Annotated in this window: 20 protein-coding genes; 8 read left to right on the forward strand and 12 right to left on the reverse strand. The window is 68.6% G+C overall.

The window, feature by feature from the left end; genetic code table 11:
• Position 1 precedes the first annotated feature (1 nt).
• The 6 genes from IB230_RS13255 to cysD form a co-directional block, all read right to left on the reverse strand.
• The gene (locus tag IB230_RS13255) at positions 2 to 1501 is read right to left on the reverse strand and encodes an alanine/glycine:cation symporter family protein (protein WP_192272927.1); all 1500 of its coding nucleotides are present in this window, start codon (positions 1499 to 1501) and stop codon (positions 2 to 4) included.
• Positions 1502 to 1616: 115 nt separating this feature from the next.
• Positions 1617 to 2168: a GNAT family protein gene (locus IB230_RS13260; RefSeq protein ID WP_192272929.1), complete on the reverse strand. Its 552-nt coding sequence runs from the start codon at positions 2166 to 2168 to the stop codon at positions 1617 to 1619.
• Positions 2161 to 5295 carry an efflux RND transporter permease subunit gene (locus IB230_RS13265; protein ID WP_192272931.1) on the reverse strand — a complete coding sequence of 1045 codons (3135 nt, stop codon included), beginning with the start codon at positions 5293 to 5295 and terminating at the stop codon, positions 2161 to 2163. The genes IB230_RS13260 and IB230_RS13265 overlap by 8 nt, the downstream gene beginning before the upstream one ends.
• A gap of 5 nt (positions 5296 to 5300) precedes the next feature.
• Positions 5301 to 6401 (reverse strand): efflux RND transporter periplasmic adaptor subunit, encoded by a 1101-nt coding sequence (locus IB230_RS13270; protein WP_192272933.1) that lies wholly within the window; start codon positions 6399 to 6401, stop codon positions 5301 to 5303.
• A 164-nt stretch (positions 6402 to 6565) separates the two neighbouring features.
• Entirely contained in the window at positions 6566 to 8455 is a 1890-nt protein-coding gene (gene cysN, locus IB230_RS13275; protein ID WP_192272935.1) for a sulfate adenylyltransferase subunit CysN, read from the reverse strand.
• Positions 8455 to 9366 (reverse strand): sulfate adenylyltransferase subunit CysD, encoded by a 912-nt coding sequence (cysD, locus tag IB230_RS13280; RefSeq protein WP_192272937.1) that lies wholly within the window; start codon positions 9364 to 9366, stop codon positions 8455 to 8457. The genes cysN and cysD overlap by 1 nt, the downstream gene beginning before the upstream one ends.
• Before the next feature lie 203 nt (positions 9367 to 9569).
• On the opposite strand from cysD, the gene IB230_RS13285 reads away from it, so the two are divergent.
• From IB230_RS13285 to IB230_RS13310, 6 genes are all read left to right on the forward strand, one after another.
• The gene (locus IB230_RS13285) at positions 9570 to 11432 is read left to right on the forward strand and encodes an assimilatory sulfite reductase (NADPH) flavoprotein subunit (protein ID WP_192272939.1); all 1863 of its coding nucleotides are present in this window, start codon (positions 9570 to 9572) and stop codon (positions 11430 to 11432) included.
• A gap of 12 nt (positions 11433 to 11444) precedes the next feature.
• Positions 11445 to 13148 (forward strand): assimilatory sulfite reductase (NADPH) hemoprotein subunit, encoded by a 1704-nt coding sequence (gene cysI, locus IB230_RS13290; protein WP_192272948.1) that lies wholly within the window; start codon positions 11445 to 11447, stop codon positions 13146 to 13148.
• A complete protein-coding gene (locus IB230_RS13295; protein ID WP_192272950.1) occupies positions 13145 to 13858 on the forward strand; it encodes a phosphoadenylyl-sulfate reductase in 714 nt (237 codons plus the stop codon). The genes cysI and IB230_RS13295 overlap by 4 nt, the downstream gene beginning before the upstream one ends.
• 146 nt (positions 13859 to 14004) lie before the next feature.
• Positions 14005 to 15267 carry a histidine kinase gene (locus IB230_RS13300; protein WP_192273928.1) on the forward strand — a complete coding sequence of 421 codons (1263 nt, stop codon included), beginning with the start codon at positions 14005 to 14007 and terminating at the stop codon, positions 15265 to 15267.
• On the forward strand, positions 15264 to 16034 hold the full coding sequence (locus IB230_RS13305; RefSeq protein ID WP_192272952.1) for a LytTR family DNA-binding domain-containing protein: 771 nt from the start codon (positions 15264 to 15266) through the stop codon (positions 16032 to 16034). The genes IB230_RS13300 and IB230_RS13305 overlap by 4 nt, the downstream gene beginning before the upstream one ends.
• Before the next feature lie 113 nt (positions 16035 to 16147).
• Positions 16148 to 16513 carry a hypothetical protein gene (locus IB230_RS13310; protein ID WP_225589510.1) on the forward strand — a complete coding sequence of 122 codons (366 nt, stop codon included), beginning with the start codon at positions 16148 to 16150 and terminating at the stop codon, positions 16511 to 16513.
• Between the two features lie 4 nt (positions 16514 to 16517).
• On the opposite strand, the gene IB230_RS13315 is transcribed toward IB230_RS13310, so the two are convergent.
• From IB230_RS13315 to IB230_RS13325, 3 genes are all read right to left on the reverse strand, one after another.
• The gene (locus IB230_RS13315) at positions 16518 to 16889 is read right to left on the reverse strand and encodes a DUF2809 domain-containing protein (protein WP_225589511.1); all 372 of its coding nucleotides are present in this window, start codon (positions 16887 to 16889) and stop codon (positions 16518 to 16520) included.
• 8 nt (positions 16890 to 16897) lie between these two features.
• On the reverse strand, positions 16898 to 17245 hold the full coding sequence (locus IB230_RS13320; RefSeq protein ID WP_192272956.1) for a hypothetical protein: 348 nt from the start codon (positions 17243 to 17245) through the stop codon (positions 16898 to 16900).
• Between the two features lie 80 nt (positions 17246 to 17325).
• Positions 17326 to 18309: a LysR family transcriptional regulator gene (locus tag IB230_RS13325; RefSeq protein WP_192272958.1), complete on the reverse strand. Its 984-nt coding sequence runs from the start codon at positions 18307 to 18309 to the stop codon at positions 17326 to 17328.
• A gap of 172 nt (positions 18310 to 18481) precedes the next feature.
• Between IB230_RS13325 and cysG the strand changes: the two genes are divergently transcribed.
• Together cysG and cysK are read left to right on the forward strand one after the other, a co-directional pair.
• Complete coding sequence (gene cysG / locus IB230_RS13330) at positions 18482 to 19936, forward strand: siroheme synthase CysG (RefSeq protein ID WP_343227320.1); 1455 nt, start codon at positions 18482 to 18484, stop codon at positions 19934 to 19936.
• 23 nt (positions 19937 to 19959) lie between these two features.
• The gene (gene cysK, locus IB230_RS13335) at positions 19960 to 20934 is read left to right on the forward strand and encodes a cysteine synthase A (RefSeq protein ID WP_192272962.1); all 975 of its coding nucleotides are present in this window, start codon (positions 19960 to 19962) and stop codon (positions 20932 to 20934) included.
• A 4-nt stretch (positions 20935 to 20938) separates the two neighbouring features.
• On the opposite strand, the gene IB230_RS13340 is transcribed toward cysK, so the two are convergent.
• From IB230_RS13340 to IB230_RS13350, 3 genes are all read right to left on the reverse strand, one after another.
• Positions 20939 to 21409 carry a DUF6265 family protein gene (locus tag IB230_RS13340; protein ID WP_192272964.1) on the reverse strand — a complete coding sequence of 157 codons (471 nt, stop codon included), beginning with the start codon at positions 21407 to 21409 and terminating at the stop codon, positions 20939 to 20941.
• Positions 21410 to 21633: 224 nt separating this feature from the next.
• Positions 21634 to 22020 carry a VOC family protein gene (locus IB230_RS13345; RefSeq protein WP_192272966.1) on the reverse strand — a complete coding sequence of 129 codons (387 nt, stop codon included), beginning with the start codon at positions 22018 to 22020 and terminating at the stop codon, positions 21634 to 21636.
• A 1-nt stretch (position 22021) separates the two neighbouring features.
• Positions 22022 to 23578: an MDR family MFS transporter gene (locus IB230_RS13350; RefSeq protein WP_192272968.1), complete on the reverse strand. Its 1557-nt coding sequence runs from the start codon at positions 23576 to 23578 to the stop codon at positions 22022 to 22024.
• Positions 23579 to 23622: the final 44 nt, after the last annotated feature.

Below are 23622 nucleotides of genomic sequence, written 5' to 3' on the forward strand. Positions count from 1 at the left end.
GTCAGGCCTTGGTCTTCCAGAAATCGGCGTTGTGGATGCCCAGTGCATCCGGATCGAAGGTCGGATCCAGGCCGAGCTTCTTCTGCCGCTCGTAGTCGCGCAGCGCGATCAGCGCCGGCTTCTGCAGGAACAGGATGGCGACGACGTTCAACCACGCCATCAGACCCACGCCGATGTCACCCAGCGTCCACGCCATCGCGGCGTTGTGGTACGCGCCGAACACCACCATGCCCACAATGCCCAGGCGCAGCAGCAGCGTCGCCAGCGGGTGAGTCTTCTTGGTACCGGCCAGGTAGGTCAGGTTGGTTTCGGCCATGTAGTAATAGGCCATGATGGTGGTGAAGGCGAAGAAGAACAGCGCCAGCGCCACGAAGCCCGCACCCCAGCCCGGCAGCACCGATTCGACGGCGGCCTGGGTGAACTTGGCGCCCTCCGACGGCTGCACGCCGGGCACGCCGGAGAAGATCTCCACCAGTGTGTCCTTGCCGTTCTCGGTGACGGTCTTGAAGGTGTTGTACATGCCGGTGGACAGCACCAGGAACGCGGTCGAGGTGCACACCAGCATGGTGTCGAAGTAGATCGCGAACGCCTGCACGTAGCCCTGCTTGGCCGGATGGGAGACCTCGGCGGCGGCGGCGGCGTGCGGGCCGGTGCCCTGCCCGGCCTCGTTCGCGTAGATGCCGCGCTTGACGCCCCAGATGATGGCCTGGCCGATGATCGCGCCGAAGGCCGCATGCGCACCGAACGCGCTGGAGAAGATGTCGGCGAACATCGTCGGCACCTTGTCGGCGTTGACGATCATCACCGTAACCGCCATCAGGATGAAGCCCAGCGCCATGAACGGCACCACGACTTCAGCGAAGGTGGCGATGCGCTTGATGCCACCGAAGATGATGACCGCCAGCAGTGCCGCCACGGCCAGGCCGATCCACAGCTTCATGCCGCCCACGCCGCCGAGCGACTCGCAGCCGGCTGTGCCGCAGAGCACGTTGGTCGCGCTGTCGGCGATGGCGTTGGCCTGCACGCCCGGCAGCAGGAAGCCCGCGGCGATCACGGTGGCCAGCGCGAACGTCACCGCGTACCACTTCAGGCCCATCGCCTTCTCGATGTAGTAGGCCGGACCGCCGCGGTAACGGCCTTCGGCGTCCTTCTCCTTGTAGATCTGCGCCAGCGTGCACTCGATGTACGAGGTCGACGCACCCAGGAACCCCATCACCCACATCCAGAACACGGCACCGGGACCACCGTAGGCGATCGCCGTGGCGACACCGGCGATGTTGCCGATGCCCATGCGGCCCGCCATCGAGATGGCCAGCGCCTGGAACGAGGACACGCCGGCCTCGGACTTCTGCCCGGTGACGGTCAGGCGGCACATCTCGGCGAAGCCGCGTACCTGCATGACCCGGGTGCGCAGGGTGAACCACAGGCCGGCACCCAGGCACAGCGCGATCAGCGCATTGCTCCAGATGATGCCGTTCAACCAGTTGAAAAAGGCTTCCACAGAGAGGGATCTCCGGTCAGTGAGGGGCGGGAGGCAGGATGGCTGTACGCGGATGCGCCGCCAGACCCCTGCAAGATAACCGCAACCTGCCCCTTCGCGCAGTCCCCGGAGACGGTCAGCGGGGCCAGATCCTTCCGAAAAGCCGCAGATCGTGCAGTCCGTCCGGCTTGCGGATGGCATCGCGTCGCCGGCCTTCTTCGGCGAACCCGTTTTTTTCCAGTACGCGCGCCGAAGCGGGATTGGTGTCCAGCACGTTGGCCTCGACGCGGTGCAGCGCCAGCGCGGACGCCACCCAGTCGAGGTAGACCGCCACCACGCGGGTCATGTGACCTTGCCCCCAACGCGCCCTGCCGAGCCAGTAGCCAAGTTCGGCGCTGTGCGCCTTCTCGCCCGCATGGGGACGCACGGCGATGCCGCCGCAGGCCTCGCCACCGATCTCGATGGCGAACACCGGATGCGCGAGATCCACCACGCGACCAGCGAGGAACGCCTCGCCATCGGCCCGCGTATAGGGGTGCGGGAACCGGTCGCTCAGGCCGCGCGGCACCTGCGGATCGTCCGCATGGCGCAGCAGGGCTTCGAGATCATCCTGTCGCCATGCACGCAGCAGGAACCCCTCGCCTTCGATGCGCACGCCGTCGAACGGGCGCGCGCCGGCATCAGCCATGGCCACCGACGGAAGGCGTTTCCGCCTCCAGCTTGCTCAGCTCGTGCGCCACCGCTTCCGGCGAACGCGTGAACGGTGCGAGCAGCGCGTAGAACGCCGGTACCACGTACAGCGACAGCAGCGTGGAGAAGGTCACGCCGAAGATCACCACGATGCCGATGGTGGCGCGGCTCGCCGAGCCGGGACCGCCCGCGACGACCAGCGGAATGGCGCCCACCACGGTGGCCACCGACGTCATCAGGATGGGGCGCAGGCGCACGCGTGCGGATTCGGCAATGGCCTTGGCGACGCTGGCGCCATCGTCGCGCAGCTGGTTGGCGAACTCGACGATCAGGATGCCGTTCTTCGCTGCCAGGCCGATCAGCATCACGATGCCGATCTGGCTGAAGAGGTTCAGCGTGCCGCCGGTGACCCACAGGCCGATCAGCGCGCCCAGCACCGCCAGCGGCACGGTCAACATGATGATCAGCGGGTGGATGAAACTCTCGAACTGCGCCGCCAGCACCAGGTAGACGATCAGCAGCGCCAGGGTGAAGGTCAGCAGGATCGCGCCGCCGGCTTCCTGGTATTCGCGCGACTCGCCCTTCCAGTCGATCTGCGCGTAGTCCGGCAGCTCCTCGGATACGGTCTGCCGCGTCCATTCCAGCGCTTCGCCCATCGTGTAGCCGGGCGCCAGACCCGCGCTGATGGTGATGGCACGCAGGCGGTTGAAGCGGTTGAACGTGCCGGGCTCGGCGATCTCGCTGAGCGTCACCAGGTTGGACAGCGGGATCAGCGCGCCGTCGCTGCCGCGCACATAGGTCTGCGCGAGGTCTTCGGTGTTGGCGCGCTTGTCGCGGCCTGCCTGCAGCATGACGTCGTATTCCTCGCCGTTGTCCACGTACGTGGTCACCTGGCGCGAACCCATCATCGTTTCCAACGTGCGGCCGATCTCCTGCACCGACACGCCGAGATCGGCGGCGCGGTCGCGGTCGATGTTCACGCGCATCTGCGGACGCGTTTCCTTGTAGTCCGAGTCCGGGTCCTGGATGCCGGGATTGCCTTCCATCCGCTGCAGGATGCGGTCGCGCCACTGCGCGAGTTCCGCGTAGTCGGGGCCGCCCAGCACCAGCTGGTAGCGCTGGCCGCGGCTCCCGACCAGGCCGCCGGCCACGTTGGCGCGCGCCTGCACGCCGGGCAGCTTGGACAGCTCGGCGCGCAGACCGTTGACCACGTCGTCGGTGGTGGCCTCGCGCTCGTGCCAGTCCTGCAGGAACACGATCACCTGGCCGGTATGCATGTCCTCGCTGCCGCCGAAACCGCGCGGCACGCGCGAGTTGGCGCGCTCGATCGGCTTGTCGCCGCCGACCTGGCCCATGACGATGCGCTCGACCTGCTGCATCTGGTTGACCATGTAATCGAAGCCCGCGCCCTCCGGACCGTCGACCATGACGAAGAAACGGCCGCGGTCTTCCGCAGGCGCGAGTTCGCTGGGCACGCGCAGGCCGAGCACGACGATCGCGATGCCGCACAGCGCCATCGCTGCCAGCACCAGGCCGAGGATGCGCTTGCCGGTCAGGCCGACCAGCCGCTCGACGTGCCGGCCATAGCCGTCGCTGACGCGGGTCAGCGTGCGGTTGGTCCAGGCATTGAGCCCGCGTGGTTCGGTGTGCGGCCGGACCAGCTTGGACGACATCATCGGCGTCAGCGTCAGCGCGACGAACGCGGAGATCGCCACCGCCGCCGCCAGCGCCACCGACAGTTCGCGGAACAGGCGGCCGGTATTGCCTTCCATGAAGCCGACCGGCAGGAACACCGCCACCAGCACCGCGGTGGTCGCGATCACCGCGAACGCCACCTGCGTGGTGCCGCGTCGCGCCGCGACCAGCGCCGGCTCACCCAGGTCGGCCCGGCGCTGCACGTTCTCCAGCACCACGATGGCGTCGTCGACCACCAGGCCGATGCAGAGCACCAGCGCGAGCAGGGTCAGCAGGTTGATCGAGAAGCCGAACGCATACAGCGCGATGAACGCGGAGATCAGGCAGACCGGCACCGTCACTGCCGGGATCAGCGCGGCACGCAGGCTGCCGAGGAACAGCCAGATCACCAGGAACACCAGCACCATCGCCTCGGCCAGCGTCCAGTACACGCGCTCGATGGAGGCTTCGATGAAGGTGGTGCTGTCGAAGGCGACGAAGATGTCGGTGCCTTCCGGCAGCGTCTGCTGGATGACCTCGGCCTCGGCGCGCGCCGCGCGCGCGACATCCAGCGCGTTCGCGGTCGATGTGCGCACGATGCCCAGGCCGACGTTCGGCACGGCGTTGCTGCGCAGGTAGGAGCGGCGTTCCTCGGCGCCGAGCTCGACCTGCGCCACGTCGCCCAGCCGCACCACATAGCCGTCGGTGCCCTTGCGCAGCGGCAGTTGGGCGAACTGCTCGGGGCGTTGGTAGCCGCGCTCGACGCGCAGGGTGAAGTCGCGCGTCTGCGATTCGATGCGGCCGGCAGGCAGCTCGACGTTCTGCGCGCGAAGCGCGGTCTCGACGTCGTTGGTGGTCACGCCGCGCGCGGCCATCGCTTCGCGGTCCAGCCAGATGCGCATCGCATAGCGCTGCCCGCCGCCGAGCTGGACGCGCGCGACGCCGTCCAGTGCGGACAGGCGGTCCAGCACGTAGCGGTCGGCGTAATCGGTCAGCTCCATCGTGTCCATCACGGTGGAGCGCATGTTCAACCAGATGATGACGTCGGCGTCGGCCTCGACCTTGGAGATCTGCGGCGGATCGGCTTCGTCCGGCAGGCGGTTCATCACGCGGCTGACGCGGTCGCGCACGTCGTTGGCGGCGGCCTCGATGTCGCGACTGAGATTGAACTCGATGGTGACGTCGGCGCGGCCGTTGCGGCTGCTCGACTGGATGGTCTTAATGCCCTCGATGCCCGACAGGCCATCCTCGAGGATCTGGGTGATGCGCGTCTCGACGACGGCCGCGGACGCACCGGGATAGTTCACTTCCACCGACACGATGGGCGGATCGATGTTGGGCAACTCGCGCAAGGTCAGGCGCATGAACGACATGACGCCCAATACGACCAGCAGCAGGCTGACCACCACCGCGAAGACGGGGCGCTTGATCGACAGATCGGAGAGCTTCATGACGCTCAGCCCTGGCCGTCGGCGGCGGGCGCGTCCTGCTTCGCCGGGGCGGCCGGCGCGGCGTCGGCGACCTTCACGCCAGGTCGCAGCTTGCCGGTGCCGTCGATGACCAGGCGGTCGCCGGCTTCCACGCCTTTGACGATCTCGACGCGACCATCACGGCGCACGCCGGCAGTGACCGGCGCCTGCTCGACGCTGCCATCCGCCTTCACGCGGTAGACGAAGGAGTCGCGACCCACCTGCACCACCGCGATCTCCGGGATCACCAGTGCCTGCCGCTCCGGGCGGAACAGGCGCACGTCCAGCAGCATGCCGGGGCGCAGCTTGCGGTCGGGGTTCGGGAACACCGCGCGCACCGTTACCGCACGCGTGGCCGTATCGATGCGCGCATCGACGGTCTCGACCGTGCCTTCGAAGGTCTCGCCCGGGTACGCCGTCGCACCGGCAGTGACCGCGTTTCCGGCGGCGACCGAGGCCAGCGCCGCTTCCGGTACCTGGAAGTCCACGTACATGCGCGAGATGTCGTCCAGCGTGGCGATGCTGCTGTTGGCCGTGATCAGCGAGCCGGGGGAGACCTGGCGGATGCCGAGCACGCCGGCAAACGGCGCACGCACGCTGCGGTCGCCGATGTCGGCGCGCGCCTGGCGCACGCGTGCGGCGGCGGCATCGCGCAGCGCCAGCTGGGTGTCGAGCTGCGAGCGCGCGATCAGCTGCTGGTCGGCCAGTTCCTTCTGCCGGCGGTAGAGGCGTTCGGCTTCGGCGTAGGTGGCCTCCGCCTGCACCAGCGTGGCCTGCGCGGCGTCGCCCTTCAGCGTCACCAGCGTCTGGCCCGCCGCGACCTGCTGGCCGCTTTCGAAATGCACGTCCTGCACGATCTCGCTGACCTTGGCGGTCAGGGTGACGGACTCACGGGCCTTCGCCGTGCCCAGCGCCTGCAGGGTGTCGTTCCACGCGCCCGGCTGCACGACCTGGGTGGTGACCGGGATCGGACGCTCACCCGCATTGCCGTTGGCCCTCGCCTGTGCGCCCTTGTCACCGCCACAGGCAGTGAGCAACACCAGGGGCAGCGCGACCAACAGGGCGCGGGGGGCGAATCGGTTGAGCATGGACCATCCCGTAATCGTCGTTATTCAGGCAGTTTACCGGGCCCGCATGACGCAAAGCGCAGCGGATGCGGCGGTTGGTGCCTGAAACGCGCCAAAGGGCGTGTGGTGCACACGCCGGACCATGACCAATGACCCTTGCCGGCCATGGCAGGCCGGTCGGCAGGCTACTCCAGCCCCAGCTTCGCCAGCACCTGCAGCGCCAGCGCCTCGGGATCGTGCTCACCCGCCTGCAGGTGCACGTCGGGCTGTTCGGGCACTTCGTAGGGCGAATCGATGCCGGTGAAGTTCGGGATCAGGCCAGCGCGCGCCTTCCTGTAGAGGCCTTTCACGTCGCGCGCCTCGGCCAGCGCCAGTGGCACGTCGACGAAGACCTCGATGAACTCGCCTTCGGCGAACCGCTCGCGCGCCATCCGCCGCTCGGCGCGGAACGGCGAGATGAAGCTGACCAGCACGATCAGGCCGGCATCGGCCATCAGCTTCGCCACTTCCGCGACGCGGCGGATGTTCTCCACGCGGTCCTCGTCGGTGAAGCCGAGGTCGCGGTTTAGGCCGTGGCGCACGTTGTCGCCATCGAGCAGGAAGCTGTGGTAGCCCAACGCGTGAAGGCGCCTGTCGACCAGGTTGGCGATCGTCGACTTGCCCGCGCCGGACAGGCCGGTGAACCACAGCACCTTCGGCGCCTGGCCCTTCTGGCGTGCCCGCGCGGCCCGGTCGACGTCGACGTGCTGCCAGTGCACGTTGCCGGCGCGACGCAACGCGAAGTCGAGCGTACCCGCGCCTGCCGTCGTGTTGTCGTAGCGGTCGATCAGGATGAAGCCGCCCAGCGCGCGATTGCGTGCATAGGCCTCGAAGGCGATCGGCTCGTCCAGGCTGAGGTTGCAGTAACCCACCTCATTGAGTTCCAGGCGCTTGGCGGCCAGGTGCTCCTGCGTGTTCACGTCGATGCGATGCTTGATGTCCGTAATCGTGGCCGCGACGGTGCGGGCACCGATCTTCAGCCAGTACGGCCGCCCCGGCAGCAGCGGCGCGTCCGACATCCACAGCACGTGCGCAGCGAACTGGTCGGCCACCTCCGGCGGATCACCGCCGGCTGCAATGACGTCGCCGCGGCTGATGTCGATCTCGTCGGTGAGCGTGAGGGTCACGGCCTGTCCTGCGGATGCCGAAGCCACCTCGCCATCGGCGCCGAACACCTGCGCCACCCGCGAGCGTCGCGCGGATGGCAGCGCGATGACCTCGTCGCCCGGCTTCACCTCACCGACGGCGATCGTGCCTGCGTAGCCACGGAAATTCTGGTGCGGACGATTCACCCATTGCACCGGCAGGCGCAGGCCGCTTTCGTTTTCCTGTGCGTCGACCTGTACCTGCTCCAGGTGTTCGAGCAGGGCGGGGCCGGTGTACCAAGGCGTCCGCGTGGATCGCGACGACAGGTTGTCGCCTTCCAGCGCCGACAGTGGAATGCAGGTGACTTCGACGATGCCCAGCCGCTGCGCCAGCGCGCGGTAGTCGGCGGCGATACGCTCGAATACAGCCTCGTCGAAATCGACCAGATCCATCTTGTTCACCGCCAGCACCACGTGGCGGATGCCGAGCAGCGAGACGATGTAGCTGTGCCGGTGGGTCTGCGTCAGCAGCCCTTTGCGCGCGTCCACCAGCACGACGGCCAGGTCCGCGGTCGATGCGCCGGTGGCCATGTTGCGCGTGTACTGCTCGTGGCCCGGGCAGTCGGCGACGATGAACTTGCGCCGGTCGGTATCGAAGTAGCGGTAGGCCACGTCGATGGTGATGCCCTGCTCGCGCTCGGCGGCCAGCCCGTCCAGCAGCAGCGCGTAATCGATGCGCTCGCCTTGGGTGCCGTGCTTGCGGCTGTCCTTCTCCAGCGCGGCCAGCTGGTCGTCGAACAGGCGCTTGCTGTCGTACAGCAGGCGGCCGATCAGCGTGCTCTTGCCGTCGTCCACGCTGCCGCAGGTGATGAAGCGCAGCAGCGGCTTGTCTTCGTGCTGCTTCAGGTAGGAGGCGATGTCGGTGGGGATGCCGTCGAGGGGCGCGCTCATCAGAAGTAGCCCTCCAGCTTCTTCTTCTCCATCGACGCGCCGGGATCGTGGTCGATCACGCGCCCCTGCCGCTCGGAGCTGGTGGTCACCAGCATCTCGGCGATGATCTTCTCCAGCGAATCGGCGTCGGACTCGATCGCACCGGTCAGCGGATAGCAGCCGAGTGTGCGGAAACGCACGCGGCGCTGCTGCGGCACTTCGCCCGCACGCAGCGGCAGACGTTCGTCATCGACCATCAGCAGTGCGCCGTCGCGCTCGACGACCGGCCGTTCGGCGGCGAAGTACAGCGGCACCACGGGGATGTTCTCCCGGTAGATGTAGAGCCAGATGTCCAGCTCGGTCCAGTTCGACAGCGGGAACACCCGCACGCTCTCGCCGGTGTTGATGCGCGCGTTGTAGAGGTTCCACAGCTCGGGGCGCTGGTTCTTCGGATCCCAGCGGTGCTTGTCGTTGCGGAAGGAGAACACGCGCTCCTTGGCGCGCGACTTCTCCTCGTCGCGGCGGGCGCCGCCGATGGCGGCGTCGAACCGGTAGTGGTCCAGCGCCTGCTTCAGCCCCTGGGTCTTCATCACGTCGGTATGGACGGTGGCGCCGTGACTGATCGGGCCGATGTCGCGGGCGATGCCGTCGGGGTTGATGTGCACGCGCAGGTCCACGCCGGTCTCGGCGGCGCGCTGGTCGCGGAAGGCGATCATCTCGCGGAACTTCCAGCGGGTATCCACGTGCAGCAGCGGGATCGGCGGGCGGGCCGGGGCGAACGCCTTCAGCAGCAGGTGCAGCAGCACCGAGCTGTCCTTGCCCACCGAGTACAGCAGCACGGGATTGCGGAACTCGGCGGCGACCTCCCGCAGGATGTGGATGCTTTCCGCTTCCAGGCGGTCGAGGTGGGACAGGCGGGGTACGGCGGTCATCGAGGCGGGCGGCGGGGACGGTGGACCGGACGGGCTAGCCTAGCAGGCGTCGCCACGGGGTCCGGGAGGCAGGCCAGTATTCGGCCGGGCGCTCATGCGGACGAAATAAGCGGGCGACATAAGCCCATAACCATGCGTCCTTTCTGGCCGGCGCAACGCCTTCCTAACATCGGTCGTCCCAGTCGCGCCCACGGGCCACGCCGATGTCCGCCACCCAGCCTGTCCTTGCCCCCATCCCCCTCGCGGAGGAACGGCGGGCGCTGCTGGCCCAGGCGGTGGCAGGGCTGGACGGTGCCAGCCTGTGGTGGGTCTCCGGCTACGCCGCCGGCCTGGCGCAGGCCCAACTGGCCCCGGTGGCTTCGCCTGCCGCCCTCCCGAAAGCGCCCTCCCCCGCCGCCAGTACCCCGACCGCCCAGCGCCTGACCATCGTCTACGGCAGCCAGACCGGCAACGCCCGCCGGGCCGCCGAGGCGCTGGCCCAGCAGGCCGAAGCCGCCGGCCTGTCGGTCCGTCTGCTGCGCGCCGACACCTACCCGCAGCGCGAACTGGCCAGCGAGCGCCTGCTCTACATCGTCATCAGCACCCAGGGCGAAGGCGATCCGCCGGACGACAGCATCGGCCTGGTCGAGTTCATCGCCGGCAAGCGCGCGCCCAAGCTGCCTGAGCTGAAGTACGCCGTGCTCGGCCTCGGCGACTCCAGCTATGCGGACTTCTGCGGCATCTCGCAGCGCCTGGATGCCCGCCTGGCCGAGCTGGGGGCGACCCGTCTGATTCCGGCCGGCGCGGCCGACCTCGACATTGATACCGTCGCCACCCCGTGGCGCGAGCAGGCACTGACCCAGGCCCGCGAGCTATTGAAGGCGCCGACCGCCACGACGGTGCTGGCGACGGTCACGCCACTGCGCCCCGGCCAGGCGGCGGTGTGGTCGCACGAACACCCCTTCCCGGCCGAGCTGCTGCTCAACCAGCGCATCAGCGGGCGCGACTTCAAGGGTCCGCGCTTCGGACAACACGGCACCGCCGACAAGGATGTGCGCCACATCGAGCTGTCGCTGGACGGCAGCGGCCTGCACTACGAGCCGGGTGACGCACTCGGCGTGCGCCACCGCAATCCCGGCGCGCTGGTCGAGGGCGTGCTCGAGGCGCTGCGCCTGGACGGCGAAACGGTCGTCAGCGAAGGCGGCGACACCCTGCCGCTGCGCGAATGGCTGGCTGCGCGCCGCGAACTGACCCGCCTGTCGCGTCCGTTCCTCGCCACCCACGCCGCGCATGCGCAGGCCGACGATCTCAACGCCCTGCTCGCCCCCGCGCAGAACGCCACCCTGGCGCAGCTGTTCAACACCCATCAGCTGGTCGACGTGCTGCGCCGCTGGCCGGCGGGCTGGTCCGCGCAGGAACTGGTCGCCGCCCTGCGTCCGCTGGCGCCACGCCTGTATTCCATCGCCTCCAGCCGCAAGCGCGTGGGTGAGGAAGCGCACCTGACCGTCGACGTGTTGGGCTATGACGCGTTCGGCCACGCCCATGGTGGTGCAGCCAGCGGCTTCCTGGCGGCGCGCGAGGAAGGCGACCAGGTGCCGGTCTACATCGAGGCCAACGAGCGTTTCCGCGTACCGGCCGACGGCAACCGCGACATCCTGATGATCGGCCCAGGCACCGGCGTCGCGCCCTTCCGCGGGTTCGTGCAGGAACGCGCCGAGACCGGCGCGCGCGGCCGCAACTGGCTGTTCTTCGGTGCGCAGCATTTCAACCACGGCTTCTTCTACCAGAGCGAATGGCAGGACGCGCTGCGCAGCGGCGAACTGCATCGCCTGGACCTCGCGTTCTCGCGCGACCAGGCCCGCAAGATCTACGTGCAGGACCGCCTGCGCGAGCGCGGCCGCGATGTCTACGACTGGCTGCAGAACGGCGCGCACCTGTATGTCTGCGGCGCCATCGCCATGGGCAAGGACGTGCACGCGGCGTTGCAAGCCATCGTGGTCGAGCACGGCGGCCTGGACGAAGACGCCGCGCGCGACTACCTGACCACCCTGCAGACCGACGGCCGCTACGGCCGCGATGTGTACTGACGGAATTCGAACATGAGCAGCCATTCCGTCGAAGACATCAAATCCGAAAGCAACCGCCTGCGTGGCAGCCTGCTGGACAGCCTGGCCGATCCGGTCACCGGCGCGCTGCGCGAGTCGGATCAGACCCTGATCAAGTACCACGGCAGCTACCAGCAGGACGATCGCGACCTGCGCGACGAGCGGCGCCGGCAGAAGCTGGAGCCGGCCTACCAGTTCATGATCCGTACGCGCACGCCGGGCGGCGTGGTCACGCCGGAGCAATGGCTGAAGCTGGACGCCATCGCCACGCAGTACGCCAACCATTCGCTGCGCATCACCACGCGGCAGGCCTTCCAGTACCACGGCGTGATCAAGCGCGAACTGAAGGCGACGATGCAGGCCATCAACGCCGCGCTGATCGACACGCTGGCCGCCTGCGGCGACGTCAACCGCAACGTGCTGGTCGCGGCCAACCCGCTGGAATCGCGCGCGCATGCCGAGGTGCAGGCCTGGGCGGCGAAGCTGTCCGAACACCTGCTGCCCAACACCCGCGCCTACTACGAGATCTGGCTGGACGAGGAACGCGTCGCCGGCAGCGGCGAGGAAGAGGAGCCGATCTACGGCGCCACCTACCTGCCGCGCAAGTTCAAGGTCGGCTTTGCCGTGCCGCCGGTCAACGACGTGGACGTGTTCGCCAACGACCTCGGCTTCATCGCCGTGCTGGAAGACGGTGCGCTGGCCGGCTTCAACCTGGTCATCGGCGGCGGCATGGGCGCGACCCATGGCGATGCCGAAACCTATCCGCGCGTCGGCAACGTGGTCGGCTTCATCACCCCGGAACAGTTGCTGGACGTCGCCACCGCCGTGGTCACCACCCAGCGCGATCTCGGCAACCGCGTGCTGCGCAAGCGCGCGCGCTTCAAGTACACCATCGACGACCACGGGCTGGACACCGTCGTCCCCGAGATCCAGCGCCGCAGCGGCGTAACGCTGGCGCCGGTGCGGCCGTTCCGCTTCGAGCACAACGGCGACCGCTACGGCTGGGTGGAAGGCGAGGACGGCCGCTGGCACCTGACCCTGCACCTGTATGCCGGCCGCATCGCCGATACCGCCCATGCCACGCATCTCACCGGCCTGCGCGAGATCGCCAACGTCCACCGCGGCGAGTTCCGGATGACGGCGAACCAGAACCTGGTCATCGCCGGCGTGCCCGCCAGCGAGCGCGAGCGCATCGACGCACTGGCGAAGGCGCACGGACTGGATGCCGGCGAACGCCTGGGTACCGCGCTGCAACGCGCCGCCGTGGCCTGCGTGGCGCTGCCGACCTGCGGCCTGGCGATGGCCGAGGCCGAACGCTACCTGCCCGACTTCACCGGTCGCCTGCAGCCGCTGCTCGACAGGCACGGCCTGCGCGACGCGCCGATCGTGCTGCGCATCTCCGGCTGCCCGAACGGCTGCTCGCGCCCGTACCTGGCGGAGATCGCCCTGGTCGGCAAGGCGCCCGGCCGCTACAACCTGATGCTCGGCGGCGACGCCCGCGGCCAGCGCCTCAACACGCTGTACCGCGAGAACATCGACGAGGCCGCCATCCTCGACACGCTGGACGAGCTGTTCGCCCGTTACGCGGCAGAACGCGACGGCAGCGAGGGCTTCGGCGACTTCCTGCACCGCAGCGGCGTGGTCGCCCTGCCTGCCTATCCCACACACCGACAGATCGCACTGGAACTTCACGCATGAGCGCCCTCGCCCTTTCCCTGGACACGGACCAGATCGCGGAGCACAACGCGTGGCTGGAAACACAGACCGCCGAGCAGCGCGTCGCCTGGGCGCTCAAGCACGGCCCGGCGGAAGCCGCGATGTCGTCCAGCTTCGGTGCGCAGGCGGCGGTGCTGCTGTACATGGTCACCCGCCAGAAGCCGGATATCCCGGTGGTGCTGATCGATACCGGCTACCTGTTCCCCGAGACCTACCGCTTCGCCGACGAACTGGTCGAGCGGCTGCAGCTCAACCTGCAGGTGTTCCGCCCGCTGGTCAGCCGCGCGTGGATGGAAGCGCGCCACGGCCGCTTGTGGGAGCAGGGCCTGGTCGGTATCGAGCAGTACAACAGCCTGCGCAAGGTCGAGCCGATGAAACGCGCGCTCAAGGAACTGGGCACCGGCACCTGGTTCACCGGCCTGCGCCGCGTCCAGGCCACCAGCCGCGCCACGGCGACCGTGCTGCAGCAGCGCGAGGAGCGCTGGAAGATCAACCCGATCGCCGACTGGACCGACCGCGACGTGTGGCAGTACATGAAGCAGCACGACCTGCCCTACCACCCGCTGTGGGAACAGGGCTACGTGTCGATCGGCGACTTCCACACCACGCGCCGCTGGGAGCCCGGCATGCGCGAGGAAGACACCCGCTTCTACGGACTCAAGCGCGAGTGCGGCATCCATCTGGACGTCTGAAGCCTGCTCTCCCGCTTCAAGGCTGATCCGTTCGCGCCGGCCGTCCCCGGTTTCGTCGCCGAATCAGTAGATCCGTCGCGCTCCCCCTTCCCTCTTCGGACCGGCGGGCTATCCTCCACGGCACTCCCGAAGCCGTGGTGTCCGACGTGTTCCCCAGCCTGCTCCTGATCATCCGCATCCTCATCGCCTGGTTCGTCGCGATCCTGATGGCGGGCCTGGTCTGGAACGGCCTCTTCGACCGGACGTTCCTGGCGGGCGGCGCAAGCTGGTTGTTCAACCTGGCCGCGACGCTGGTGATGATTTCGGTACTGATCGGCCTGATCAGCCATCTGCGCCGCATCTGGCTGATTACCGGCCGCCTGGACAGCGCCGCGCTGTCGAGCCGGCAGCGCCGGCAGATCGAAGTGCCGCTGGATACCGCCGCCGCGTTCGCCCTGATCGAAGGCGCGCTGCGCGAACTCCCCCGCGCCGAAGAAGCGGAAAGCGCGCCCGACAGCCTGCAGGTGCGGGTCAAGGTGCGCCGCGTGGACAGCTTCGACGGCCCCAGCCAGCCCTCGCGCTTCAACATCATGGCCCGCTTCGCGGTGAAGCGCGACCTAGTGCAGGCCACGGTCACGCCCGGCAACGGCACCAGCAGCATCACCCTGATGGTGGGTCCGGACGCGAGTGCGTGGCTGGACCTGTTCGTGCTCGACGACGGCGTCAACGTGGAGAATGCCGAAGCCGTCACCCGCGCCATCACCCGCCGCGTCGCCGACCAGCGCCGGCAGGAGCAGGCCGATGTCGTGAAGACCGTCAGCGAGAAGGAACTGACGGTGGCGCGCCTGAACCTGCTCAACGCGCAGGTGGAGCCGCACTTCCTCTACAACACGCTGGCCAGCGCGCAGGTGCTGACGCGCACCGATCCGCCGCGCGCCGACGTGATGCTGGGCCACCTGATCCACTACCTGCGCAGTTCGCTGCCGCGCACCGACGACAGCCTGTCGACGCTGGGCGAGGAACTGGAGCGCACGCTGGCCTACCTCGAGATCCTGAAGATCCGCATGGGCAACCGCCTGTCGATGCAGATCGAAGTGCCGGAGGCGCTGAAGTCGGTGCCGATGCCGTCGATGATGCTGCAGACGCTGGTCGAGAACGCGATCAAGCACGGGCTTGAGCCGAAGACCGGCGGCGGCACCATCTGGATCCTGGCGCGCCAGCACGACGACCACGCGACGCTGACCGTCGCCGACGATGGCCAGGGCTTCGGCGGCCAGAGCACGGGCACCGGCATCGGCCTGAAGAACCTGCGCGAACGCCTGCGCCTGACGTTCGGTGGCAACGCCTCGTTCGCCATCGTGTCCAACTTCCCCAGTGGCGTCGCCGCCACGTTGACGTTGCCGCTGGACGGCACCACGGGTGCCGCATGAACTTCCGGGGCGTGATCGCCGAAGACGAGGAACTGCTGCGCACCGCGCTGTCCTCGCTGCTGAAGGAAGCCTGGCCGCAGCTCGACATCGTGGCCGAATGCGAGGACGGCGCCAGCGCGCTGGAATCGATCGCCGAGCTGCAGCCGGACGTCGCCTTCCTCGACATCCGCATGCCCGGCCTGACCGGCATCGAGGTCGCGCGCGGCTTGGCCGAGGCGAGCCCGCGCACGCAGGTGGTGTTCGTCACCGCCTACGACCAGTACGCGATCGATGCGTTCGAACAGGGCGCCATCGATTACCTGCTGAAGCCGATCACGCGCGAACGCCTGCTCGCGACGGTGCAGCGCATCCAGGCGCGCGCGGCCGCAGGCCATCCCGATGGCGCGACGCTCGACGCACTGCTGCGCCACCTGTCGGCGCGCCAGGGCACGCCGAGCAAGCCGCCGCTGGTGTGGATCACCGCCAGCGCGGGCAAGGACACCAAGCTGATCATGGTGGACGACGTGGCCTACTTCCAGGCCGACAACAAGTACACCACCGTGATGACCGCCGACGGCGAATCGCTGCTGCGCACGCCGCTGCGCGAGCTGCTCGACTCGCTGGACACGAACACCTTCAAGCAGATCCACCGCTCCACCATCGTCAACATGAAGGCGGTGGCGTCTGTCAATCGCGACGAGACCGGTCGAGGCAAGCTGAAACTGAAGACACGACCGGAAATCCTGACCGTCAGCCAGCCCTTCATGACGCTGTTCCGCAACATGTAACGCCGCTCTAAACCCGCCCGCCCCGCGCGGCATCCAACGTGGCATCGCCGGCACGACGCATCAGCGTCGTGGAGGGCATGCCTTTGCCCAACGGAACACCCAAGGAAAACGCCATGCGCATCATCACGTCCCTGATGTCCTGTCTGCTGGCCCTGGCAGGATGCGACGACAAGCCCAGCGTCACCACCATCCACCACAGCACCGAGAACGGGATTGACACGCTCTTCAGCAAGAGCACCCTGAAGGAAGGCGTAGCGAAGTTCGAATGCTTCGCCAGCGAGAGCGGCCAGTGCCATTACCGCGTCTACACCGAGCGTTGCCCGACGCCCGCACCGGGCGAGAACCCGGCCGCCTGCGCGCGCACGACGCTGGAAGACTTCACGTTGTCGCCGGGCAAGACGCATGAGATCCGCGGCCTGCCCGACGGTTACCGCGAGTGCGTCGCGCAGCAGGCGGTCGGCGAGCGCTGCCCTTCGTGAGTGCTCAGCCTGCCGGCGCGTCCGCTGCCCGCCGTTCCAGCAGGCAGGCCAGCGCGAAGCCGATCAGGTAGGCGACCACGTCCAGCAGGTCGGGCGTGCTGCCCAGCACTATGCGCAGTACCGGCGAAGCCACCTGCCAGCCCGCCTGCTGGCAGACGTACTGCATCACCTCCACCGCCAGTCCTGCGGCGAGCGCCAGCAGCGGACGCATGGGCGGACGCATCCAGACGACGCTGGCCAGCAGGCAATGCACCCAGACGACTGCGATGACGTCACCGGCGAAACTGCGCAGCCAGCCCAGCCCCGCGCCGACGGTCGCCAGCAGGACCAGCAGAACGAACAGGCCCGCCGCCCATCCGGCCGCGGCCGGATCCAACCGCCACCTCACACGCTGCCGCAATGCGCGCCCTCGAGGCTCTTGCCGCCGCACGCGAGGCACTTGCGGTACTTCTGCCGCTGCCGGTTGTAACGGATGCGCGACATCATGCCGCCGCAGGCGCAGCGCAGTTCGCGACCGCGCGCCCAGCGGTAGAGGCGCCAGCTGGAATGCAGCGCCCACGCCGTACCCAGCAGGATCGCCAACAGGAACGAAAGCGAGGCCAGCCGCTGCGGCGTGAGATCACCGAATGCGCGCTCGGTGCGCGTCACCACTTCCGCTGTGGCGAAACCGCCGACCGCAAGCACCACGGCCGGGGCGTACATGCGGGCGACCATCCGGGAGATGCGGTTCATGGGGCACGATGCGGGGGCGATGCGCGCAGACTCGCTCCCACGGGCACACTGCGTCAATCACACCGCCGGGGGACGCTCGCTCAGCTGGTGATCGTCTGGGTCAGCGACTGCCAGGTCGGCGGCTCCGGCCAGTCCGGGTCCTGGTTGCCGTCGATCACCCGGCGCAGGTCGCGGCGGTCGATCTGCGGCGCCAGCGCACGCACCAGGTCCAGCGCGTAGTCGCGCAGCACGCGCTCGCGCGGCAGCACCGCCCAGGCGATGCATTCCTTCACTTCCACCGGCGCCGGCCAGGCGCGCAGGTCGGTGTCGGTGGCATTCACCGCCATCTCCGCCAGCAGCCCGACGCCGAGGCCGGCACGCACGTAGGTCTTGATGAGGTCGGCATCGAGTGCGGTCAGCGCGATGTTCGGCTCCAGCCCCACCTTGGCGAAGGCACGCTGCAACGACGAGCCAGGTCGCGTCGACGACTCGTAGCTGATCAGCGGCTGGTCGGCCAGGTCCGCCATCGTGGGCACGCGGCCGAGCTGTTCCAGCGCATGCCCGCGCGGCACCAGCACCAGCCGCCGCCAGCGGTACAGCGGCACGGCGATGCCGGCCTGCGGCTGGTCGCCGGCCGTGCTGACCACGGCCATGTCGGCATCGCCCTGGGTGAGCAGGTCCAGCGCCTGGCTCTCCGGCGCCTGCTGCAGGTGCACGCTGACCTGCGGGAAATCCCGCTTGATCTGCGCGATCGCCGGCGGCAGCACGAAGCGCGCCTGCGTGTGCGTGGTGACCAGCACCAGCTGGCCCTGGCTCTCGCGGCGCTGGTTGGCGGCGTAGGTGCGGATGTTGTTGGCCTCGGCCAGCACCAGCCGCGCCCGGTCGATCACTTCCTGCCCGGCCGGGGTCACGCTCTCCAGGCTGCGGCCCTTGCGCACGAACAGCAGGAAGCCGAGTTCGTCTTCCAGCTGCTTGAGCTGCTTGGACAGGCCCGGCTGGGTGGCGTGCACGCGCGCCGCCGCCAGCGTGATGTTCAGGTCGGCATCGGCGATCGCCACCAGATAGCGGAGTTGGGTCAGCGTCATCGGCGCGGGGGCATGAGGCCCACGGGAGGGGGCCTTGGACTGTAGAGGATTTGCCCGGACCGTAGCCGCCAGCGCTTATAACTGCAAGGCATATGGTTTTGGTGGGATGTCATTTCCGACCACCATGAGGGGCCGGTACGGTCGACAGCCCAGCCGCCAACCCCAGACGCCCGTGAGCGCTCCGCTGTTTCCCCTGTTCGCCGACCTGCAAGGCCGCCGGGTCCTGGTCGTCGGTGGCGGTCCGGTGGCGGAGCGGAAGACGCAGGCCCTGCTGCATGCCGGCGCCCTCCCCCGCGTCGGCGCGCCCGACCTCACGCCGCGCCTGCAGGCCTGGCATGAGGAAGGCCGCATCGAATGGATCGCCGGGCGTTTCGACGCCCACTGGTTGTCGGGCGCCTGGCTGGCGGTTGCCGCGACCGACGACGCCAGCGTCAACCGCGCGGTGGCGGCCGCGGCCGAAGCGCGCCATGTCTTCGCCAACGTCGTCGACGATGGCGAACTCTCCTCCTTCCAGGTCCCCGCCATCGTCGAGCGCGGCCCGTTGCAGGTCGCCATCTCCAGCGGCGGTGGCGCGCCGATGCTGGCCCGCCACCTGCGACGCCAGCTCGAAACCCTGCTGGACGATTCGTGGGCCTCGCTGGCGGACCTGTTCACCCGCCAGCGCCGGCGCATCCGCCAGCGCTTCCCGCAGCCCGCGGAACGACGCCGCTTTTTCGAGAGGCTGTTGGCGGGACCGCTACCGCGCCTGTACCGGCAGCGGCTGCATGCGCAGGCCGAACAGCATTTCACGGCGATGCTGGACGAGCATGCCGCGACGACGCGCAGCGGCAGTGTCGCGGTGGTCGGCGCGGGTCCGGGCGACGCCGGCCTGCTGACCCTCAACGCGCTGCGCGCGATGAACGAAGCCGACGTGGTCCTGCACGACCGCCTGGTCAGCGAGGACGTGCTGCGCCTCGGTCGTCGCGATGCGACCTACATCGAAGTCGGCAAGTCGGCCACCGGCCACAGCACGCGGCAGGAAGACATCCACGCCCTGATGCTTGAACACGCACGCGCCGGCAAGCGCGTCGTGCGCCTGAAGGGCGGCGATCCGTTCGTGTTCGGCCGCGGCGGCGAAGAACTCGAGTTCCTGCGCGCGCATGGCGTTCCCTATGAAGTGGTTCCCGGCATCACCGCCGCGGTCGCCTGCGCCGCCTATGCCGGCATCCCGTTGACCCATCGCGACCACGCCCAGGCGGTGCGGCTGGTGACGGCGCACTGCAAGGATTCGTTCGATACGCTCGACTGGCAGGCGCTGGCGCAGGAGCGGCAGACGCTGGCGGTCTACATGGGCGTGGCGGGACTGGAAGGCCTGCGCGACCGGCTGGTCGCCCACGGCCGCGCCGCCTCCACGCCGTTCGCGCTGGTGGAGAACGGCTCGCGTCGCGACCAGCGCGTGGTGACCGGCACGCTGGCCGATCTTCCCGAAACCGCGCGTTTCCACCAGGTGCGCTCGCCCGCGCTGCTGATCCTCGGCGAGGTGACCGCCCTCGCCGGCACGCTGCACTGGTTCGGCGCGCCGCCGGTCGGCGCCCCGCACCCAACACATTCCCGCAACCTTCCGGCGCCCACACTGCAGGCCGCCTGAGCCCACGCCCCCACGGAGATCCCATGGCCGTTTACGACAGCATCCTCGACACCATCGGCCGCACCCCGGTCGTCAAGCTGCACCGCGTCGCGCCCGAGCACGTCACGCTGTATGCCAAGGTCGAATCGTTCAATCCGGGCGGCTCGGTGAAGGACCGCCTGGCGCTGGCGATCATCCTCGACGCCGAGGCCAAGGGCCTGCTGAAGCCCGGCGACACCATCGTCGAGGCGACCTCCGGCAACACCGGCGTGGCGCTGGCGATGGTGGCTGCGGCACGCGGCTACAAGTTCGTCGCCACGATGGTGGAAACCTTCTCGATCGAGCGCCGCAAGCTGATGCGCGCCTACGGCGCCAAGGTCATCCTGACCCCCGCCGCCGAGCGTGGCAGCGGCATGGTGCGTCGCGCCGAGGAACTGGCGAAGCAGCACGGCTGGTTCCTCGCCCGCCAGTTCGCCAATCCCGCCAACCCCGCGTACCACCGCCAGACGACGGCGGCGGAAATCTTGCGTGATTTCGCCGGCCGCCGACTCGACCATTTCGTCACCGGCTGGGGCACGGGCGGCACGCTGACCGGCGTGGGCGAAGTACTGAAGGTCGCGCGTCCGGAAGTGCGCATCACCGCCTCCGAACCGGCCGGCGCCTCGCTGCTGCAGGGCAAGGAATGGCAGCCGCACAAGATCCAGGGCTGGACGCCGGACTTCGTGCCGGACGTGCTGAACCGCGAGGTGGCTGACGAGGTCCTGTCGATCACCGACGTCGACGCCATCGCCACGTCGCGCCGGCTGGCGGCGGAGGAAGGCATCTTCGTCGGCATCTCCGCCGGCGCCACCGTCGCCGCCGCATTGCAGGTCGCGCAGAAGGCCAAGCCCGGCGACGTGCTGCTGGCGGTGCTGCCGGATACCGGTGAGCGCTACTTCTCCACGCCGCTGTTCGAAGGCGTCAACGAAGGCTCCGACGACGAATGGCTGGCCTCGCTCGGCGACGCCGCACTGCCGTAACCGACTAGGTGGACGGCGGCGCAACGCAGTCGCGCCGCCACGTCCATTCCATCGCCTGGCCGCCGTCCACGCCATCGTCGACGCGCGCGTGCAGCGTGTCGGCATCAGGCCGCGAATAGATCACCCGCTTCGGGAAATCGTGCGCGGGATTCGCGAACACGACGCGTCCTACCTCCACGCGCTCGGCGGGAAATGCAGTGACCGCCGCCCCGCCGGGTTGCGCCATCAACACCCAGCGTCCGTCCTGTTGCGCGATGCGCATGAACTCAAACCCGATCGCCTTGCCATCGCGCGTATCGCGGTGCATGCCGACCATCAGGCCGGCGCGAGGCGCCATCCAGGTTTCCTCGCTGAAGGTCTTACCCTGCTGGCCGCACCAGTGGCCGGCGAGCCAGTCGAGGTCATTATCGCTGGCGAGTGCAGGGGCGGCCATCAGGGCGGTGGACAGGAACAGGGAAGACTTGGCCAGCTTCATGGGGTCGCTCGCTGCAGTGGATCACGCGTCGCGCGACCTTAGCAGGCGCCGGGCAAGACGAGCGCTCCGAATGTCGGTGTGGGAGCGACGTAAGTCGCGATCATGAACCATTAGCGCCGGAGGTCTTGCAGCAAGCCCGGCACCTGTCCGCGCAGGAGTCGACCATGGATCACCACCACCGACGGCGTGCGATCGCGACTTACGTCGCTCCCACAACGAGCCCCCTATTGCTCGTAGAGCTCCAGCGGCAGATCATCCGGATCGGCGAAGAAGGTGAAGCGGCGACCGGTGTACTCGTCCACGCGGACCGGCTCGGTGACAACGCCATGGGCGTTCAGATGGGCGACGGCCTCGTCGAGATCGGTCACCCGCAGCGCCAGATGACGCAGACCGCAGGCTTCCGGTCGCGACACGCGCGGGGGCGGCGACGGAAACGAGAACAGCTCGACCTGCGTGCCGTCGGGCAACGCGAGATCAAGCTTCCAGGAGTCGCGCTCATCTCGGTAATGCTCCCCGACCACGCGCAGGCCAAGCACCTCGGTGTAGAAGCGCTTCGACCTCGTATAGTCGGAGGCGATGATCGCGACATGGTGCAGGCCGGCGAGTTGCATGTCAGTGCGCCGCCGCGGCATCCGCGCCTGCGTTGCCCCCCGACGGCGCCCTGCCGCCGCGCATCAGCAACACCAGCGGCATCGACACCAGCGTCAGCAGCATCATCAGCTTGAAGTCGTTGAGGTAGCCGATCGCCGCGGCCTGCCGGTTGACCTCGGCGTTGAGCAGGGCCAGACCGGTGGCGGTGGATGGATCCATCGCGGCAGGCAGCAGCGTGGTCTCCGCGCCGAACGCCGGGATGCGCGCGCCGATCTCGGCGTGATTCACCTGCATGGCGCGCGACAGCATCGTCATCACCACCGAGATACCGACGGACGAGCCGATGTTGCGCACCAGGCTGAAGAGGCCGGCGGCCTCGGTACGCTGGTGCGGTTCCAGCGTCGCATAGGCGACGGTGGAGATCGGCACGAACACCAGACCCAGGCCCATGCCCTGCACGATACCGAGCCAGACGATGGATTCCATCGACGCGTTCGGCCCGAACTGGGTCATGCCGTGCAGCGACACCACCATCAAGGCCATGCCGACCAGGATCGGCCAGCGCGCGTCGATACGGCCCAGCAGGCGGCCGACGATCATCATGCTGAACATCGTGCCCACGCCGCGCGGCGCCAGCACCAGGCCGATCGTCAGCACCGGGTAATTCATCAGCGTGCTGAGGTACGGCGGCAGCAGCGCCAGCGTGGCGAACAGCACGATGCCGACGACGAAGATCAGCGCACAGCCAACAGCGAAGTTCGCATTCTTCAGCAGGCCCAGGTCGAGCAGCGCGTGGTCGCGCTTGCGCCACCACCACAGGCCATACATGTACAGCGCGAGGAAGGCGAGTGCGGCTTCGATCTGGATCTCGACGCTGCCGAACCAGTCCTCGCTCTGTCCGCGATCAAGGAACAGCTGCAGCGCACCGATGCCCAGCGCCAGCAGGCCCAGACCGATGCCGTCGAGCGGGCGTTCGTGCGGCACGTCCTTCTTGACGCTGGCCATGATGCCGAGCAGCGCGAGGATGCCGATCGGCAGGTTGATCAGGAACACCCAGTGCCAGCTGTAGTTCTGGGTCAGGAAGCCGCCCAGCGGCGGCCCGAGGATGGGGCCGACCATGATGCCCATGCCCCACATCGCCATCGCGGCGCCATGCTTCTCTTTCGGGAAGGCGTCGAGCAGCAGCGACTGCGAGATCGGCACCAGCGAGGCGCCGAACACACCCTGCAGGATGCGGAACGCGACCATCTCGCCGATGCCGCTGGCGATGCCGCACAGCAGCGAGGCGACGGTGAAGCCGCTGACCGCGATGATCAGCAGGCGGCGACGGCCGAGGCGGCCGGCAAGCCAGCCGGTGACCGGCGTCAGGATCGCCGCGGCGACGATGTAACTGGTCAGCACCCACGACACCTGGTCCTGGGTGGCCGACAGCGAGCCCTGCATGTCCGGCAGCGCGACGTTGGCGATGGTGGTATCCAGCGCCTGCATCAGCGTGGCCAGCATCACCGAGCCGACCAGCAGCGTGCGCTTGCCGGTGTCTTCCTGCGCGGGGGCAGCGGGAGCGGTGGTTGTGCTCATGGGGAATTCCGGAAGGGACCGCCGTGCGCGATGCACGACGATCC

The organism is Pseudoxanthomonas sp. PXM01 (assembly GCF_014851815.1).
Lineage (GTDB): Bacteria > Pseudomonadota > Gammaproteobacteria > Xanthomonadales > Xanthomonadaceae > Pseudoxanthomonas_A.

Coding starts and splice junctions, on each gene's coding strand:
- cysI (WP_192272948.1), top strand. CDS start 11,445: ATGAGCAGCCATTCCGTCGAAGACATCAAATCCGAAAGCAACCGCCTG.
- IB230_RS13295 (WP_192272950.1), top strand. CDS start 13,145: ATGAGCGCCCTCGCCCTTTCCCTGGACACGGACCAGATCGCGGAGCAC.
- IB230_RS13310 (WP_225589510.1), top strand. CDS start 16,148: ATGCGCATCATCACGTCCCTGATGTCCTGTCTGCTGGCCCTGGCAGGA.
- IB230_RS13350 (WP_192272968.1), bottom strand. CDS start 23,578: ATGAGCACAACCACCGCTCCCGCTGCCCCCGCGCAGGAAGACACCGGC.
- IB230_RS13285 (WP_192272939.1), top strand. CDS start 9,570: ATGTCCGCCACCCAGCCTGTCCTTGCCCCCATCCCCCTCGCGGAGGAA.
- IB230_RS13270 (WP_192272933.1), bottom strand. CDS start 6,401: ATGCTCAACCGATTCGCCCCCCGCGCCCTGTTGGTCGCGCTGCCCCTG.
- IB230_RS13325 (WP_192272958.1), bottom strand. CDS start 18,309: ATGACGCTGACCCAACTCCGCTATCTGGTGGCGATCGCCGATGCCGAC.
- cysN (WP_192272935.1), bottom strand. CDS start 8,455: ATGAGCGCGCCCCTCGACGGCATCCCCACCGACATCGCCTCCTACCTG.
- cysD (WP_192272937.1), bottom strand. CDS start 9,366: ATGACCGCCGTACCCCGCCTGTCCCACCTCGACCGCCTGGAAGCGGAA.
- IB230_RS13305 (WP_192272952.1), top strand. CDS start 15,264: ATGAACTTCCGGGGCGTGATCGCCGAAGACGAGGAACTGCTGCGCACC.
- IB230_RS13340 (WP_192272964.1), bottom strand. CDS start 21,409: ATGAAGCTGGCCAAGTCTTCCCTGTTCCTGTCCACCGCCCTGATGGCC.
- IB230_RS13265 (WP_192272931.1), bottom strand. CDS start 5,295: ATGAAGCTCTCCGATCTGTCGATCAAGCGCCCCGTCTTCGCGGTGGTG.
- IB230_RS13345 (WP_192272966.1), bottom strand. CDS start 22,020: ATGCAACTCGCCGGCCTGCACCATGTCGCGATCATCGCCTCCGACTAT.
- IB230_RS13320 (WP_192272956.1), bottom strand. CDS start 17,245: ATGAACCGCATCTCCCGGATGGTCGCCCGCATGTACGCCCCGGCCGTG.
- IB230_RS13260 (WP_192272929.1), bottom strand. CDS start 2,168: ATGGCTGATGCCGGCGCGCGCCCGTTCGACGGCGTGCGCATCGAAGGC.
- cysK (WP_192272962.1), top strand. CDS start 19,960: ATGGCCGTTTACGACAGCATCCTCGACACCATCGGCCGCACCCCGGTC.